Here is a 17,754-nt window from a genome sequence, read left to right as displayed (position 1 = left end):
AATACTGACCCAAAATTGAAAAGAAAATTACACGCCTTATAATAAGAGCCGACCAAAACGGGAAATTAGGGTATGAAACAGGAAATCCACCGATAAATGCTCCTTGTTATTTCTCCCTTTCTAAGCCTGCCTTAAAACAGTAAAATTTAATTTTTCATCCTTTGTGATAGACACCCATATTGATTAATCCTTTACAATATCACCCACTAACTCTAATTTTAGTTTAATATTATTCAAAGCCTTCTTCGCTTCTCACCCTTCTCTAACATCTCCACACCCACAATTACAATTTCAAGTACTACCTAATTAAGCTATTAACCCCCCAACAATTTGTAAAATGAATTCACGGGATTGTTATTAGCCGAAAAAGTTTAAAAAAAACCAAAAAAATTACTCTTGTATTATTCAAACTCAAAATTCAATCCTAAAAAGAAACTATTCACTGAAAAATAATTCATTTCTCATTGCTTTCGCCGGTAAAATCTGAATAAATAACCCTTATCACGAACTATCCTAAGGCCATTTCACCCCATTAATGTTAATAAAAACTGACACATATTGAAGGGCTCTATATCAATATCAGTATTTGTAATTATTCCAATATTACATACCCTTTTTAAATACCTCGCTTTGAAAACTACCTTTTTCGGACATCCATTTTTATCTATAATTGCAATACTAGCAACTAACATTACATATAATTTTTCATGCTAGTTTAGAATTATAATTTAATCCATTTCACCAAACATCGCTATTTGACAGATGAGTAATCAGCATCATGGCAAAGAACCTATTGCTATTGTAGGTATTGGCTGTCGCTTTCCCGGAGAGGTAAACTCTCCAAAAGAATTTTGGGAAGCTTTAAAATCAGGTTTTAACGGAATCACTGAAGTTCCTGAAGACCGCTGGAGTATCACAGAGTATTATGATCCAAATCCGGACAAAGCCGGAAAAATCAAGCAGAAAAAAGGGGGATTCATTAAGGACATCGATAAATTCGATGCCGAATTTTTCAAGATTTTCCCTAAAACTGCGGAAAGAATAGACCCTCAGCAACGCTTATTGCTGGAGGCGACTTACAACGCCATGGAGGACTCAGGCATGAAGTTGGAAAACTTCAAAGGCTCCAATACCGCCGTTTATATGGGGGTTTTCATGAATGATTATTGGGATATCCAGGCTTCGCAGGCGCAAAGAAACCATGTAAGTCCTCATGTTCCGATGGGGGTTTCCCTAACCTCTATTGCCAACCGCCTATCCTGGCAATATGACTTAAAAGGACCATCAGTAACTTTAGATACCGCTTGTTCTTCCTCATTGGTAGGCGTTCACCTGGCTTGTAATGCTATTTGGAACAATGAGTCCGATATGGCGTTGGCCGGAGGGGTAAATTTGATCATCCGCCCGGAATCATCTTTAATGATGTCCAAGGGTAACTTCTTGTGCCCGGATGGTTATTGTAAATCATTCGATGCCAGAGGAAACGGCTACGTTCGCTCTGAAGGAGTTGGGGTCATGTTGATGAAACCACTTTCCAAAGCCATTGCGGATGGGGACGATATTTATGCGACCATCAAGGGTACTTCCGTAAATTCAGACGGTTATACAGAGGATGGATTTACAGTTCCTAACCCGGATGCACAAGCGGCCATGTTGCGTCAGGCTTATAAAAACGCGGGCATTGCTCCTCATGAAGTAGGATTCGTAGAAGCGCACGGTACCGGAACCAAAGTGGGTGATCCAATCGAGACCAGCGCTTTCGGCCAGGTATTCGCCGAGGGTCGTGAAGCCGATAAGCCTTTGGTGATTGGTTCGGTAAAATCCAATATGGGACACCTGGAAGCAGCTGCCGGTATTGCGGGTATCATCAAGTTGACGTTATCGATCAAAAATCGTCAGATCCCTCAAAACCTTCACTTTGAGACGCCAAATCCGGGCATCAAATTCGAGGAGTGGAAACTGAAAGTTCCTACCGAATTGATGGCATGGCCTTCGGAAAAAGTGATTGGAGGTATTAACTCCTTCGGTGCTGGTGGTACAAACGCCCACGCCGTTTTGGAAGCCTACGAGCCGGAAAAAATTGCTCCAGCGGAGGAAGAAGGTGAAAAATTGGTGAACGATATTTCCCTGTACACCATTTCTGCCCAGTCTGAAGCCGCTTTGAAAGCGATGGTGGCACACCACATCAGCTTCCTGAATAACACTACTGCAAGTTTGCAGGACATTTGCTACAGTTTGGGTAAATATCGCTCCAATCTTCAGTTCCGCTTATCAGTTGCTGTAGGTGACAAGGACGAATTATTGGAGGCACTGGAAGCTTACCTGAACGATGAAAGCCGTGTCGGCATGGTGACTTCTGAAGACACCGGATTGAAACCAAAAGTGGGCTTTATCTTCTCCGGTCAGGGGCCTCAGTGGTTTGGAATGGGTCGTCAGTTGATGCAGACAGAGCCTATTTTTAAAAGTGTTATTGACCGTATCGATGCCATTCTTTCCAAATTGGCGGACTGGTCATTAGTAGAAGAATTATCCAAATCAGAGGAAGAGTCCCGTATTTCTGAAACCCGTATTGCACAGCCTGCGATTATGGCTGTTCAAATTGGTTTGATGGAAATGTGGAAAGCTGCCGGCGTACAGCCAGAAGGCGTAGTAGGACACTCCATCGGTGAAGTAGCTGCGGCTTATACTTCCGGTGCTTTAACTTTGGAGCAGGCGGTAGATGTGATTTTCAACCGTTCTCGTGGTCAGGATAAAGCGACTGGCAAAGGAAAAATGTTGGCGGCAGCCATGACGGTAGAAGAAGCGAAAAAAGAAATCATTGGTGTGGAAGATGTCGTATCTATTGCGGCCATCAACGGACCAAAAATGTTGACTTTCGCCGGTGATGTAGCGCCATTGGAAGAAATTGCTGCTCGTCTGGACAGCCGTGATATCTTCCACCGATTCTTGCGCGTAAACGTTCCTTTCCACTCTCACCATATGGAGCCGTTGAAAGATGAACTGATCGCCGATCTTCGCCACATTGCCCCTAAGAAAGCGGAAATTTCCCTTTACTCTACGGTAAGTGGAAAGCAGGAAGACGGAACACATTTGGTTTCTGAATACTGGTATGCCAACGTAAGAGAGTCCGTATATTTCACGGACGCGGTACGTTCCATGATTCAGGACGGCTTCAATACCTTTGTGGAAATTGCTCCGCACCCGGTATTGGCTTCCGGTGCTATTGATTTGCTGAAAGAAGCAGGTGTGGAAGGTGCTTTGGTGGCTTCTATCCGCAGAAAAGAAGCAGAGAAACAAATCTTCATGCAGAACCTTGGATTGATGCACCAGTTGAACTACCCTGTTCAGTGGGAGAAAGCATGTCCGGGCGCTACTCAAAAAGTAGAAGTTCCTACTTATGCATGGCAGAAAGAATCTTTCTGGTTCGAGACCGAAGAACATAAAGCCAAGCGTACCGGCACAAAAGTTCACCCTATGTTGAACAGTGCAGTCGCTTCGAATGTCGACGAAGGGAACTTCATCTGGGACATCCAGCTGGACAAAAACGAAGAACCATACATCCTGGATCATCAGGTGGATGATGTAATCATTTTCCCTGGAACAGGTCACCTGGAAATTGCTACGGCAGCAGGTCAGGCTTCTTTCGGTGAGCAATTCGGCTTCCTGGAAGATATCCGATTTGAAAATGCCTTATTCTTGCCGGATGATGGAGAAATGCCACACGTACGTTTGGAGATTTCATCATTGGAAGGAGACTATGTGATTTCTACCAAGCCGCGCAATCAGGAAGAAGCAGAATGGACCCAGCACTCCCGCGGTAAAATCAACGCCCTGGGCGATCACTTCACTTCTGAACCAGCGAATCTGGAAGAAGTGAAAACGCGCGTAAATCGCCGTATGCCGATCGTACCGATGTACAACGAGCTGAAAAATGCCGGCTTGTTGTATGGGGATACTTTCCGTGCCATCACCGGACTTTGGACTTCCAAAGGAGAGGTACTTTCTGAAGTCACCTTGCATGATGACATCGAATACGGGGCGGAGCGTTACAATGTACACCCTGCAGTATTGGATGCTTGTTTGCACACCATTTTCGCAGGAAAAAAACACGAGCAAGACAATAAGCGCGGTATCTACCTGCCGGTAGGCATTGATCGTTTCAAAGTATTTGCGAAGCCGGAGAAAAAGGTATTCACCCACGTGACCATCAGCCGTGTAGATGATAAATTCATTTGCGGAGACTTCCAGGTATTCAATGCGGACGGAACTTTAGTCGCTGAAATCCAGGGATTCACCGGTAAGTATATTGAAGGATCCCGTGGTGAAGGCAAGCATGAGATTTATAAGCCTTGTTTCGAATACCAGTGGATGCAACCGGAAGAAGCTTTTGCCAATGCTACTGAAATCTCCGGTAACATTTTGGTATTCGCGGATACTAAAGGAATTCATGCACCATTGGTAGAAAAACTGGAGCAAGCAGGTGGTCAAATTATCACCGTAAGCCAGGGCAACGCATTTGAAAAAACAGGTGCAAATGCCTATTCCATTAACCCGATCGAAACCGCTGATTACGCACAATTATTGGATGCGGTAGGGTCGGTAGAGAAAATCGTTTACCTTTGGGCAACGGATCTTCAGACCAATGACGATGCTTCTTTCGAGGCTTTCAACCAATTGCAGGAGCACTTCTGCATGAGTACGCTGAACATGTTGCGTACCGTTGGTGGAAAGGATTTGACCATGGACAGCTGGTTGATCACCCGCGGAGCGGAAAAAGTATTGGCATCTGATGACAAGGTAGAATTGGCTCAGGCGCCGGTTTACGGTTTGGGCCGTGTTTCTAAAAATGAATTCCCAATGCTTCCGGTTCGTATCGCGGACCTAAGCGTGACGCCGACAGCAGAAGAAATCAACACCTTAGCCGACATCATCCTGACGACTCAGGAAGGTAAGGAAGAAGATACAGAATTTGCCATCCGTGGTGAGGAAGTAATGCTTCGTCGTTTGGTGCCTGTAGATGGGGATACCGTGGACAGCCGCGCGACCATCGACATGCCGGCTTCCGGTAGTGCTTATCAGGCAGAGGTTCAGGAAAATGGTATCCTGAACAGCTTAGCACTTCGTGCATTCAATCCTACAGCTCCTCAAGCTGGAGAAGTACAGATTGCGGTGAAAGCTGCAGGCTTGAACTTCAAGGATGTAGTCAACGGAATGGGCATCCTTTCTGAAGAAGCCGTTGCTGGTGGTGTAGCCGGTGCAGCTCTTGGTTTGGAGTGTTCCGGTATCGTAACTGCAATTGGTGAAGGTGTTTCCAATGTAAAAATTGGAGATGAAGTGATCGCCTGGGCTGCCAACTGTTTGGCTGGTTTAACGACCGCTCCGGCACACTGTGTGGTAAGAAAGCCACAAAACATTTCCCATGAATTGGCTTCCAGCTTGTCTGTAGTATTCTTAACGGCGCACTATGGCTTGAATCATTTGGCACGTATGGAAGAAGGCGATAAAGTCCTGATCCATGCCGCAACAGGAGGTTTAGGTATTGCCGCGATTCAATTGGCGAAATTAGTAGGAGCTGAAATCTATGCTACTGCAGGTTCTGAAGAAAAGCGCGCTTTCCTCCGTGAAATGGGCATCAAGCATATCTACAATTCCCGTACATTGGAATTTGCGGATCAGATTATGGCCGACACCAATGGTGAAGGAGTAGATATCGTATTGAACTCCCTGACCGGAAAAGCGATTACGCAATCCTTCAAATGTCTGGCACCTTTCGGTACTTTCGTTGAAGTAGGTAAAGCGGACATTTATGGCAACAGCAAATTGCCATTGAAGCGTTTCGGTGAGAATATCTCTTTCCACGTAGTGGATTTGGATCGTTTGATGGCGCAAAAGCCTCGTTTGGCCACGCGTTTATACGATGAGGTTACCGCACTTTTCGCAGAAGAAAAAGTAGCGGGTCACCCATTGGAAATCTTCCCGGTTTCTAAAGCAGGAGAAGCCTTGAAATACCTTTCTCAGGTGGGCCACATCGGTAAAGTAGTGGTGAACATGGAGGAAGAAAGTGTGCCGGTATTGCCAGCGCACGAATTACAATTCAGCGCAGAAGCCGCTTACGTAGTATCCGGTGGTGCTTCCGGTTTCGGTTTGGAAGTCGCGAAATGGATGGCGGAAAATGGCGCAGGCGAATTGGTGTTGCTTTCCCGTTCCGGTACAAAGTCTGACTATGACCGTGAAGTAGTCGCTTATATGGAATCTTTGGGATGTAAAGTTAGCCTTCCGAAAGTAGACATTACCGATGAAGCGGCATTGAAAGACATTTTTGCTGAAGTAGCTGCTCCTATCAAAGGTTTGATTCACTCTGCTGCGGTATTGGATGACTGTACCATGCCGAATCTGGATGCCAACCGCTTCATGCGCGTTTACAATCCAAAAGCGATGGGCGCCTGGGCATTACATAAAGCCTCTTTGGGACACGATATGGATTTCTTCCTGTCCTTCTCTTCCATTTCGGCGGTATTCGGATTGCCGGGTCAGGCCAACTACTCTTCCGCGAATAACTTCCTGGACAGACTAGCGACCTACCGTCAATCTCTGGGATTAGCAGGTAACTCTGTCAACCTTGGGGTATTGGGTGATTATGCAGGTATGTCCAAAGATGGCGGTCAGGTGATCGACGTCCTGGAAGCACAAGGCTGGACAATGCTGACGCTGAAGCAAATTCGCGAGACTTTCTCTAAGATTATTCTACAGGGAAGCACTCAGCGTATGGTGGCGAATCTGGACTTCAAACGATTCAAGGATTTCTTCCCACAATTGGCAACCGACCGTCGTTTTGCCGAATTGATGAACGCTTCTAACGGTGATGGCGCCGGAGCGGGTGGTTCTTTGAAAGATCAGGTCATGGCCAAATCCGCGGATGAGCAAGGCCCTTTCTTACAGGAACAATTGCAGCACGCTTTGGCGAAAATTCTGGGAACTTCTCCGGATAAGATTGATATCCCTACCCCAATTTCTAAAATGGGTCTGGATTCGCTGATGCAGAACCAGGTACGTAACTGGATCTCTCAGAAACTGGAAGTAAATTATCCATTGATGAAGATCGCCAAAGGGCCTTCATTGGTAGATTTGGCGGCCGATCTTTTAGCTGGTTTTGCAGCGGAAGATACCGCAGAAGCTAAAACACCGGAAATCACCACGGATATCTCCGGTATTGAGCAGGCGGATGATTTGGAAATTCTGGGCGACAAGTGGTTTGTGCATAAAAAGCGTGAGGATAATGCAAAAATGCGTTTATTCTGCTTCCACCCGGTAGGAGCAGGTGCTTCTATGTTCAACCAGTTCATTTATGAAATGAATGAGGAGGTGGACGTTTATGCCGTTCAGCTTCCGGGCCGTGAGAACCGTAAGGATGAAGCCAACTTCACTGTTTTCTTCGATGTAATCGATGAATTGGAGCGCGTAATTCTTCCATTATTGGATAAGCCATTTGCTTTCTACGGACACAGTTTCGGTGGTATTTTGGCTTATGAACTACAGCACCGTCTACGTGAGAAGCACGGATTACGCCCTGAGCATTCATTTGTTTCCGGAACGATCTCCGCTCACCTGACGCCAACCTGGAGAAACCAGCGTGACACCATCCATGAAACTGCTGATGAGACGAACTCAGAAGCGAAATTGATGGGCTTGATGTCCTATATTGATGATGAGGCCTTTGTTCGCCAGATCCTGCCGATCATGCGTAAGGATATGGAATTGATCATGGGTTATGATTATCAGGATAAGCAGAATTTCGAATGGCCGATTACCGCATTTGCCGCTGAGGAAGATGAGGTCGTATTGCCGGAAGAAATGGCACCTTGGGCACAGCATACCGATGGCAAATTCGAATTGCACGTATTGCATGGTGACCACTGGTTCTTATCCAGAAATAAAGATTTCATTATGAGTACCGTTGAGAAAGCATTGCTTTCCACTACGGTTGAAAAATAATAACTTAAAAAAGGGGGCGGCTTACCGGCCTCTTTTTTTTATTTACCTCCTCACACTTTTCAACAAAGCCTAACCCTATTCTTCTGACCTTTCTGGAGAGAAGCAATTCCCCTGCTCTTTTATCACCAAAAGCGAAATCAGGACCCTCCCTTTTCTACCTGATCCAAATATTTTAGAAAAATTTTTCCCAAAGAAAAATATCCCTCCTTCCCGATTCTGAGCGGTTTCATCAAGCCTCTTTTTATTTACATTCATAAAGCGCAAATCCCCTCTAAACCAACATTTTGAATTCCGGATCATTAAATGTAGATTAAAAATATATTGGTGAACCAATTTTGGTTTTTAATCAATCAATACTGTAATCAACCCCAATTATAAACTACATTTTTTAAACATTATGACCCACAAATTAAGATTCCGGAAAATCCGATTTTCCGGTTACCAACTATTCACTTTATGTCTTATTGGCACATTAATGGCCTGTAGTAAAAATGAAACGCTTAATGAATTGAGTGCACTTTCCCCCAGCAACATCACTGCTTTGGGGAATGAGATCAGCCTGAACAACCCGGGCTTTGAAGCTGATTTTGATTCCTGGACGGACATTGACCCTTCCGCCATTTCCGGAGATGCCCGCAGCGGGTCTAAATCCGCCAAAATCACCGGAAGCGCAGGCAAAGTAACACAAACGGTATCCCTGAGCCAAAACACTGACTACCAGCTTTCAGCCTGGATTTTAGGGCAGGGAAAAATCGGGGTGACCAATGGCAATGATGCCTTCGAGACCACTGCCGCTAGTGATGACTGGACCCAATACAAGGTAGATTTCAATTCCGGGAACAGCACGAGCATTACCATTTATGCTGCCTATGGCGGTGGAGAGGGACGCTTCGATGATTTCAGCCTTTTTGAGGGAGCTGATTCCTCCCCTCAGGACCCCTCGGACACCACCACCGTCCAATATGATATTGTAGCGGTCACCGCTAGTGCTCATGATGGCAATTTACCTGAAAATACCATTGACGGTAACCTCTCCACCCGATGGTCTGCCAACGGTTCCGGACAATACATAACCTTTGATTTGGGGAGTGAAAAATCCGTTAATGAGGTAAAAGCAGCCTGGTACAATGGCGATTCCAGAACCTCCGGCTTCTCCATTAGCCTGGGTAGTGATCCCGCCACCCTTACGGAAGTCTATAGCGGTACCAGCAGTGGACAAACCAATGCACTGGAGTCCTATTCCTTTCCTGAAGCTTTTGCCCGCTATATCCGGATTACCGGTTACGGCAATTCCTCCAACAGCTGGAACAGTATTTCTGAAGTTGAAATCTACCTATCGGGAACAGGGGAAGACAATGGTGGGGAACCTGGCGATGGCAATGAAGAAGCGCCTGGAACCGCTCAGATTCCCTCGGATTTAATGAGTAATTGTAACCAGTGGAAAATTACTTATCCGGACGGATCTGAAGACAAAACGCTTTGCGGGGAAGCCAATAATGAGTACTGGTTTGTGAATGAGGACAAAAATGCCATGGTTTTTAGAGCCCCTATCAGAAGTAATAATGGCACCACCCCTAATTCCTCCTATGTTCGATCCGAACTCAGGGAAAGAAAAGAAGATGGAAGCTCGGACATCTACTGGACCACTACCGGAACCCATGTGGTCTATGTAAAACAGGCGATTACGCATTTGCCCATCGTAAAAGACCATCTGGTGGCCACACAAATCCATGGAGATAAATCCGCAGGCATTGATGATGCCATGGTCATGCGACTAGAAGGCAATCACCTCTTTGCCAGTTTCAATGGTGGAAAATTAAGAAGTGATCTGACCATCAAAACCAACTACAACTTAGGCACGGTGCACGAAGTAATATTTGAAGTTATCAATGGTAAGCACTATTTATATTATAGTGAAGATGGAAAACTGGCAGAGGCTTATGCCAATGGTTCCGCAGCGGCTTATCTGATCAAAGACGGAGGAAATGATTATGTGATGGACTTGAATTATGATCAATCCTATTTCAAAATTGGCAACTATACCCAAAGCAATGCTGATAAAGAAGGCAGCTATACCGGTGACCCGAATAACTATGGAGAAGTAGTCGTTTACGATTATTTCGTCTCCCATCAATAGCCAAATATCTAATTCAAAGAAAAAGGGTTCTCTCCGAAAGGGAATCCTTTTTTTATACAAAATCTAGTTCAACAAGATCATTGGTAATGAGCACACTCAAATTTTCACAAATTCCACTATTTGACGTCCTATTGATGATGAAATGTAGCTAAACCATTGTAAATTGTGAAAAATTTAAGTCATATGGTATAGTTTTGAAGGCCTGGGATCTTATCGATAATTTGAGTTGAAATAGTAGCGATGCACGATCAATCACTTAGAGCGTAATAACACTTTTTCGTTGAAAATTCACCTAAAATCACTTTCTACCATTCAAATTTATTGTCGGATCATCTGGCTTTATGCGTTTGCTTTCCCTGAAATCCCTAAGCTCCCAAATGAATATCCCTCATAAAATTCAACCTTTTAATATCTACAGATCCGAAAAGCCCTTCGGACAGGCCTATTTGCTCTTCCTTAAGTTAATGGAATGTAAAAGCTTGCTTAACTTTAAGGAGGATATCTTACACCCGGAAGAATTTGAGTATTTTAATCATCTCGTACATCCAAAACGTCAGCTGAGTTTTTTGGCTGGAAGGTGGGCGGTTAAAGAATTACTGCAAAAATTCAGTCCTCTTGAAAATTCAAAAATTTTGATTCAAAAGGGCGTGTTCCAACAACCCGTCCTGCTCCATCCCCACTTAAACCGCTGGGCATGTTCCATTTCACATACGGATAATCGGCTAGTAGCGATGATATTTCCTGCCTCCCACCCGATGGGCATTGATTGTGAAACCATTCAGGAGCAGATGGAAGAAAAAACCCAAGGCGCCATTACCTATTCTGAAAAGCAACTGGCCATTACCCAGCGGCTCTCCAACATCGAAGGAAAGCTTTGGTGCGCCAAAGAAGCCCTATCCAAATGCCTGACCACCGGCATCACTACCCCTTTCAGAATTTTTGAGATCAGTCAAATAGAAGTGATGGAAGGGAAATACCGGTTTTTATTTAAAAACTTCCCTCAGTACCAGGTCCTACTTTGGGAAGAAGAGCAAGAATGCATCGCGATTTGCCTTCCCGCAGAAAGTAAATTGTCATAATATCTTAATTAAAAAAGGAAACTCCACACGGAATAAAACTAAGCCCTTTTAATTTACACACATCGGTTTTACGCATTATTTTGGCTAAAACAATCGAAGCAGTCAACAGGAACTTTGGTAATTAATTATATTTTAATAAATTAATTATCACCTACCATGACCCAATCCAAACTATGCGAAAACTATTCACCCTGATATTACTGCTTTCCGGCATCCGCATATTAATATCCTGCGGAAACTCCAACTTCTCTTACAATCCGGAGCGCCATTTCTCCAATATCGAAAAAGACATTCTGACCAAATTCATTTTATGTAAAGATTCCTCTATCATTGAATTACCAGAAGGGCACTTTCTATTTTCTCAATCCCTTATTCTGGATGGAAAAAAGAATATCACCATTAAAGGAGCCGGTATGGAAAAAACCGTGCTTTCCTTTAAAGACCAGCAACAGGGCGCGGAAGGCATAAAAATAGCAAATTGCGAAAACATCACATTGGAAGGCTTTTCAGTAGAAGATGCCGATGGCGACAACATCAAAGCATCCGATACCGACGGCATTACTTTCCGGGACATTAAAGTAGCCTGGACCGGCCCATTATCAGAACAAAATGGCGCCTATGGTTTTTACCCGGTAATTTGTAATAACGTCCTGATTGAGGAATGTGAGGCTATTGGTGCTTCTGATGCCGGTATATATGTAGGGCAATCCACCAATGTAATTATCCGAAACAATAAAGCCTATGCCAATGTAGCCGGCATTGAAAGTGAAAATAGCGAACAGGTGGAAATCTATAATAATGAAGCCTATGATAATACGGGAGGTATATTAATTTTTGACCTGCCGGGACTGAGCCGTTATGGGAAAAAAGTGAAAATGTATAATAACTATATCCATAATAACAATCAGCCCAATTTTGGCATCAAAGGATCAATTGTCAGTACCATTCCGGCAGGTTCAGGTCTGGTTGTTTTAGCCACCCGTGATGTTGAAATATATAATAATCATTTCGCGAATCATAAAACCATTAACGTCGGTATCATCTCCTATGAAATATTAGCCGCATTGGCCAAAGAGGAAGAAGGGGATTTAAAAGAGCAAGAGGCAGTGGCGGTAGCCGGCGTAAGAGGAATGGATCAGAATTATAAAGAGGACCAAAATTATGACCCGTTTCCCGGGAAGGTCCGCATCAGTGATAATAAATTTAGCAATGAATACAGCCTTCCCAATTTACAATCTGATTTTGGTTTGTTATGGATTTCAAAGCTTGGCCTGAACATTCCGGACATTGCAATAGATGGAATACAGGCGCCCCAATACTTCTTACCCAACGGGCAGCTTAATCCGGATTACAGTATTTGCCTTGAAAATAATGGTGAAATACTTTTTGTTAATTTGGATGCAGGAAATGATTTAGAAGGATTCACCACCGAAATCCCTGAAAATATTTGTTCCCCCAGTTTATAATCACCCCATCTTAACCGGGCGGCCCAGCACCGCCCTATCTTTTATGAAAAATTCGCTGCTATTTATATTGTTATGCTCGTTTGCCTTTTGCCAACCAAAAAAAGCCCGGGAAGAAACCGCTTCGCCAGCTCAAAAGGAGCGCTTCGACAACAGCCATCTCGCTGCGCTTGGCAAGCTGAGGTTGTCTGATTATGGTTTTTTCAAAGGAGAACTTTCTGATTTACTTCCGGCTGAGCGCGTATTTCCCTATGAACTCAATACCCCATTGTTTACCGATTATGCCTATAAGAAACGATTCATTTATATACCGGAAAACAGCAAAATGCAATACCATCCCAAGGAAACCTTTGCTTTTCCGGAAGGGTCGGTCCTCATAAAAAATTTTTATTATCCTCTGGATTTCAGAAAAGCAGAAGGTCCTAAACGCATCATTGAAACCCGCCTTTTAATCAAAGAAAAGCAACAATGGAGGAGCCTTCCTTACATTTGGTCCGAGGATCAAAAAGAGGCCTATTTGGAGGTAACCGGAGGGCAATCCCAGGTCAGTTGGATCAATCAAAAAGGAGAACAACAACAAAACCAATACCTGATTCCAAACCTCAATCAATGCAAAAGCTGCCATATCAAAGGCCAATCCATTAGCCCTATTGGACCAAAAGCCAGACATCTCAATCGTAAAGTAAAATCAGACCAGGGCGAGCACAATCAACTGGCCTATTGGGAAAAACAAAGCATCCTAACAAAATTACCAAAATCTTCAGAATGGCCGGCAAATGCCGTATGGAATGATGCTCAGTATTCGATTGATGACCGCGCTTTAGCCTATTTAGACATCAATTGCGGCCATTGTCATAATCCTGAAGGGCCCGCCAAAACTTCGGCACTGGACCTGACTGTATTTGCCCAGTCTAATCTGGAGCGGGGGATCAATAAAGCTCCGATTGCGGCCGGTAGAGGAGCGGGAAATCTTCAATATGACATTGTTCCGGGACATGCAGAGGCATCCATATTATGGTACCGAATGAATAGTGATGACCCGGGCATTATGATGCCAGAATTAGGCCGAAATATGATTGATCAGGAAGGTGTCGCTTTAATAAAAGCCTGGATTGATCAAATGGGTGCACCTAAGAATAATATCTAACCCAAATGAAGCATGCATTATTCCTCCTATAGCTACCAAAAGGCAAAATATAGAACGATCCCTCATTTCCAGATACTTCCAGACAGGTAAATGAGGAAAAAGCTAAAAGCGTATTTAAAAGAACACCATCCGACTACAAACTCGCATTATTGGAAGCGATTTTAGATAATTTCTCAACAAACTCAATGCTATTCTCTCAAAATAACCGGGTATCGCATCTGCGTTTTAAACAAGCTCTAACCCCTCAATTTAGGCTATCCTAAAATAAGCAAAACCACTCAAAATAAGCTACCGATTAATGCCTTTGCCCTAATCCCTGAACTTGGTAGCAAATAATTTGGCCTAAAGAAAGGCTTAACGACACCTCCCCCGCTCCAAATATTAGGAATAAAATGGCACTATTTGAAAAAAAATCTCCTGTCCACGCAAAACCAACACCTAACAGGATAAATCTTTTCCCTCACGCCACAGGGAAAGCGCTTGCTCAATAAATGTACCTAAATTCTGCGCGTTTACTTTATCTTTCCGCTTAATGCGGATACAACCTTTTCCACAATCAAATTCGGCAAGCAAGCTTCCGCTAGAATCAATCTTTTGAATATCCCCCACATATAATCCTACATAATGTTTTTGGGCATTCAGGTGGAAAACATACTCCTCCTGACCGCCATAAGCTAACATTTTATAATGAATAAATTCTTCTAGTTTCGGGGAAAAAGACAATATCAAAGCCCTGACCTCCAACAACTTTACCTTTCTCCAATCTTCCTCCAAAACTTCCAAATACTCCTCCGGAGTGCTTACCTGATATTGCATTAAAGTATGATTTTTCCTGAATTATTAATGACTAGCCTTAAACCGAATGATTCACCGATAAAATTAAAAACCCTCCTTAAAGCACCAAGCCTCAATCCAATAAGAGCGCGTTTACTGAATTAATAATAACCACAATTTGGGAAAGCATGCTTGCTCCTCATGCATCCGTTTCATTGAAAAAAATCGAAGTAGGAAATATTCCATCATTTATTCCGCCTTGCAACCAGAGGAGGATTTTGCATGAATAATTCGGTTTAATTTTTCACCAGCATTTTAGGAAAAAACCTTCAAACCCCCAATCCATTCTCGGAAAAAGAGGCCAACTGCCCTTTACATCAGAAAATTTCGCTTTTTAAACTAATAGAAGAATTCCTGATAACCATCTCATTTCCAGAAAGTAATATTTCACATATAATTGAATAAAATGGAATGGATCAAGGAATACCAAAAATTTAAACTTGAGATTAATCAACAATCATTAACCTCAATACCCTACCGCGTATTAAAACAAAGAAGCATCTTTTATGAGGCCTTTGGGCTTAAAGAAGACTTTTTTGCCGACTTCAGTAGGATGGCCCGGCTTTTTAAGTCCGAGAGGGAATGCCTATTTGCCCGTATATTCCTTTTGGAAAAATTAACGAAAAACGAAAGCTTGCCTCATGTAACCTTTTGGAAAGAAATTTATGAAACAGCCGATGAAAAAGAGCAAATTGCCCTTTTAAGATCAATGGCGATTATTCCTTTTTCGCCAGCCATGATTCCCATAGCGGAAATGGCCGTTCGGTCAAATCTCACGACGGTTTTTGATGCCATCTGCCTTCAAAACCCCTTTCCGGGGCATTATTTCTCTGAAAATAGCTGGAATCAAATGGTGCTCAAAGCATTATTTTCCGAACGCCCCCTTTTCAAAATAGCGCAACTCGATAAGCGGAAAAATCAAGCACTAGCTCAGATGGTGTTTGACTATGCCATGGAAAGATGGGCCGCCAAAAGAAACGTACCGCCGGAATTATGGAGAATGATGCAGCAAGAAGTTCCCATCCGAAAATCCATTACCGATCGCCTATCTCAGGGAAGTAGCTTTGAGCAAGCCGCAAGCCAATTACTTTTACAGGACTACCAACTCGAACACCAAAATATTTATCAGGACTGGGACCAACTGGGCATGGCCTACTGGAAAGCACAACCCCGTCCGCAGGGCTATCAACAGGCCGGTTCCGGATATCATCAAATCAATTATAAACCCGAATAACCATGAAAGAACTATACCACAAACTCCAGGGAATGCGCTTTATTGATCCGCACATTCATATGACCTCCCGCACCACAGACGATTATGAGCGGATGGCGCTTTTGGGAGTGAAAGCCATTATCGAACCTGCCTTTTGGTTAGGCCAGCCCCGTACTTCTGTAGGTTCTTTCCGCGATTACTTCAATTCCCTGGTGGGCTGGGAGCGTTTCAGGGCCAGTCAATTTGGAATCAAACACTATTGCACCATTGGCTTAAATGCCAAAGAAGCCAATGATGAGGCCTTGGCAGAACAGGTGATGGAGATCCTCCCCCGCTACCTTCAAAAAGAAGGAGTAGTTGGCGTGGGAGAAATTGGTTTTGATGACCAGACCGCTCAGGAAGAAAAATACTTCCGCCTTCAACTAGAGCTGGCTAAAAAATATCAACTGCCGGTACAAATCCATACCCCACATCGCGATAAAAAAAGGGGCACCCTCAGAAGCATGGAGATCTGCCTGGAGCATGGACTGGATCCCGGCATGGTCATTATTGATCATAACAATGAAGAAACCATTGAAAAAGTACTGGATTTGGGCTTTTGGGTCGCTTTTACCATTTACCCCAGAACCAAAATGGGCAATGAAAGAATGGTAAAACTGGTCGAAACTTATGGTGCCGATCGTATCATTGTGGACAGTTCCGCTGACTGGGGGGTCAGTGATCCATTAGCAGTGCCCAAAACAGCCTATATGATGTTGGAAAAAGGCATCCCAATGGCGCAAATCGAGGCGGTAACCTATAAAAACGCCCTCTTGGCCTACGGGCAAAGTGGTCAGTTTGAAGAAGCTGACTGGCTTCAAAGCCAGCCCATCGACAAGGCAGAATTGTATGGAGGGAATGGCGTCCTTCGGGGGCAAAATCCGCAGGAAGAGCTCAACAAAAACATTATTGAGTAATGAAAAACAGAACCATGAATGGCATGCTGCAATTGCTCCGGCCTGCCAATTTAATAACCTCTTCAGCGGATATTATTGCGGGTTTTTTCATTGCAAGCGCAATTATTGGGAAAGATAGCCTTATCATAAATGATTATAAAATATTAATCATATTAGCCCTGTCCTCCATGTTTTTATATGGCGGGGGGATAGTATTTAATGATTATTTCGATGCTGAAAGGGATGCCTTGAATAAAGCCAACCGCCCAATTCCAAAAGGACTGGTTTCCAAAAATCAGGCTTTTGCATTAGGGGCCTTTTGCTTTTCATTGGGGATCTATCTTTCCTTTTTTGTCAATCAATTCTCCAGCATACTGGCAGTAGGCATTTGCTGTACGGCCTTTCTCTATGATGCTGTAGGCAAGCAATTCGATTACTTCAGTCCCTTTTTAATGGGAGCCTGCAGGGGCTTAAATTTATTACTGGGCATGAGTGCTTTTCCTGCCAGCCTGCAGTACGCCGAACTGGCCATGATCCCCTTCCTATTTATTATAGGGGTCACAGTAATTGGTCAAAAAGAGCATTTGGGCAGGAATCGCGCTTCTATCATCGTTGGAAGCATCCTTTACCTATCGGCCTTGGTCTATTTTATGTACAGCCTGATACAATTTGAGGGAAACTGGTGGGCGGCCCTAATATTTCTGGGGCTATGGCTGGCCATGCTATTACCTCCCACCTATAAAGCCTGGAAAACGCAACGTCCTTTATTTGTACAGAAAGCGGTAAAATACGCCGTCCTTTCACTCATTCTCCTGAATGCCGGGCTTGTGGCCGCTTTTGGAAATAGTTGGTTTGCCCTGCTACTCCTCCCGCTATTACCTATTACACTGGGTGTTGCGAAAGTATTCAGAGTTACCTAAAACCATTAGCCGCCTTTTCAATAAAGAAGAAGAT

General features: G+C 43.8%; 9 protein-coding genes. 8 read left to right on the top strand and 1 reads right to left on the bottom strand.

Translation table 11 applies throughout. The features are described 5' to 3' along the window. The first annotated feature begins 762 nt into the window (after positions 1–762). The 5 genes from AAA970_RS06360 to AAA970_RS06340 all read left to right on the top strand — a co-directional run bounded on the left by AAA970_RS06360 (position 763) and on the right by AAA970_RS06340 (position 13,818). Complete coding sequence (locus AAA970_RS06360; protein WP_338236409.1) at positions 763–7,992, top strand: SDR family NAD(P)-dependent oxidoreductase; 7,230 nt, start codon at positions 763–765, stop codon at positions 7,990–7,992. Between the two features lie 541 nt (positions 7,993–8,533). Next, positions 8,534–10,129, top strand: a complete 1,596-nt coding sequence (gene alyQ, locus AAA970_RS06355; RefSeq protein ID WP_338237705.1) for an alginate lyase — start codon at positions 8,534–8,536, stop codon at positions 10,127–10,129. 377 nt (positions 10,130–10,506) lie between these two features. Continuing rightward, positions 10,507–11,208 (top strand): 4'-phosphopantetheinyl transferase family protein, encoded by a 702-nt coding sequence (locus tag AAA970_RS06350; RefSeq protein WP_338236408.1) that lies wholly within the window; start codon positions 10,507–10,509, stop codon positions 11,206–11,208. Positions 11,209–11,381: 173 nt separating this feature from the next. Beyond that, entirely contained in the window at positions 11,382–12,674 is a 1,293-nt protein-coding gene (locus tag AAA970_RS06345) for a parallel beta-helix domain-containing protein (protein WP_338236407.1), read from the top strand. A 43-nt stretch (positions 12,675–12,717) separates the two neighbouring features. Continuing rightward, entirely contained in the window at positions 12,718–13,818 is a 1,101-nt protein-coding gene (locus AAA970_RS06340) for an SO2930 family diheme c-type cytochrome (RefSeq protein ID WP_338236406.1), read from the top strand. Positions 13,819–14,256: 438 nt separating this feature from the next. Here the strand turns inward: AAA970_RS06340 and AAA970_RS06335 are convergent, their stop codons facing one another. After that, positions 14,257–14,634: an iron chaperone gene (locus tag AAA970_RS06335; RefSeq protein ID WP_338236405.1), complete on the bottom strand. Its 378-nt coding sequence runs from the start codon at positions 14,632–14,634 to the stop codon at positions 14,257–14,259. Between the two features lie 424 nt (positions 14,635–15,058). On the opposite strand from AAA970_RS06335, the gene AAA970_RS06330 reads away from it, so the two are divergent. From AAA970_RS06330 to eboC, 3 genes are read left to right on the top strand one after another with little or no spacing between them, the layout of a single operon-like run. After that, the gene (locus AAA970_RS06330; RefSeq protein ID WP_338236404.1) at positions 15,059–15,886 is read left to right on the top strand and encodes an EboA domain-containing protein; all 828 of its coding nucleotides are present in this window, start codon (positions 15,059–15,061) and stop codon (positions 15,884–15,886) included. Positions 15,887–15,888: 2 nt separating this feature from the next. Then, entirely contained in the window at positions 15,889–16,821 is a 933-nt protein-coding gene (locus AAA970_RS06325) for a TatD family hydrolase (RefSeq protein WP_338236403.1), read from the top strand. After that, positions 16,821–17,720, top strand: a complete 900-nt coding sequence (eboC, locus tag AAA970_RS06320; RefSeq protein ID WP_338236402.1) for a UbiA-like protein EboC — start codon at positions 16,821–16,823, stop codon at positions 17,718–17,720. Before AAA970_RS06325 ends, eboC begins: the two co-directional genes overlap by 1 nt. The last annotated feature ends 34 nt before the right edge of the window (positions 17,721–17,754 follow it).

Origin of the sequence: Persicobacter diffluens, assembly GCF_036244895.1 — a bacterium.
Lineage (GTDB): Bacteria > Bacteroidota > Bacteroidia > Cytophagales > Cyclobacteriaceae > Persicobacter > Persicobacter diffluens.
Note: the sequence above shows the minus strand (reverse complement) of the source record. Positions and strands in the feature narration are given on the sequence as shown.

Excerpts from the sequence above, each read along its gene's own strand:
- AAA970_RS06335 (WP_338236405.1), bottom strand. The coding sequence starts at position 14,634 with ATGCAATATCAGGTAAGCACTCCGGAGGAGTATTTGGAAGTTTTGGAG.
- eboC (WP_338236402.1), top strand. The coding sequence starts at position 16,821 with ATGAAAAACAGAACCATGAATGGCATGCTGCAATTGCTCCGGCCTGCC.
- AAA970_RS06325 (WP_338236403.1), top strand. The coding sequence starts at position 15,889 with ATGAAAGAACTATACCACAAACTCCAGGGAATGCGCTTTATTGATCCG.
- AAA970_RS06350 (WP_338236408.1), top strand. The coding sequence starts at position 10,507 with ATGAATATCCCTCATAAAATTCAACCTTTTAATATCTACAGATCCGAA.
- AAA970_RS06330 (WP_338236404.1), top strand. The coding sequence starts at position 15,059 with ATGGAATGGATCAAGGAATACCAAAAATTTAAACTTGAGATTAATCAA.
- AAA970_RS06345 (WP_338236407.1), top strand. The coding sequence starts at position 11,382 with ATGCGAAAACTATTCACCCTGATATTACTGCTTTCCGGCATCCGCATA.
- AAA970_RS06340 (WP_338236406.1), top strand. The coding sequence starts at position 12,718 with ATGAAAAATTCGCTGCTATTTATATTGTTATGCTCGTTTGCCTTTTGC.
- AAA970_RS06360 (WP_338236409.1), top strand. The coding sequence starts at position 763 with ATGAGTAATCAGCATCATGGCAAAGAACCTATTGCTATTGTAGGTATT.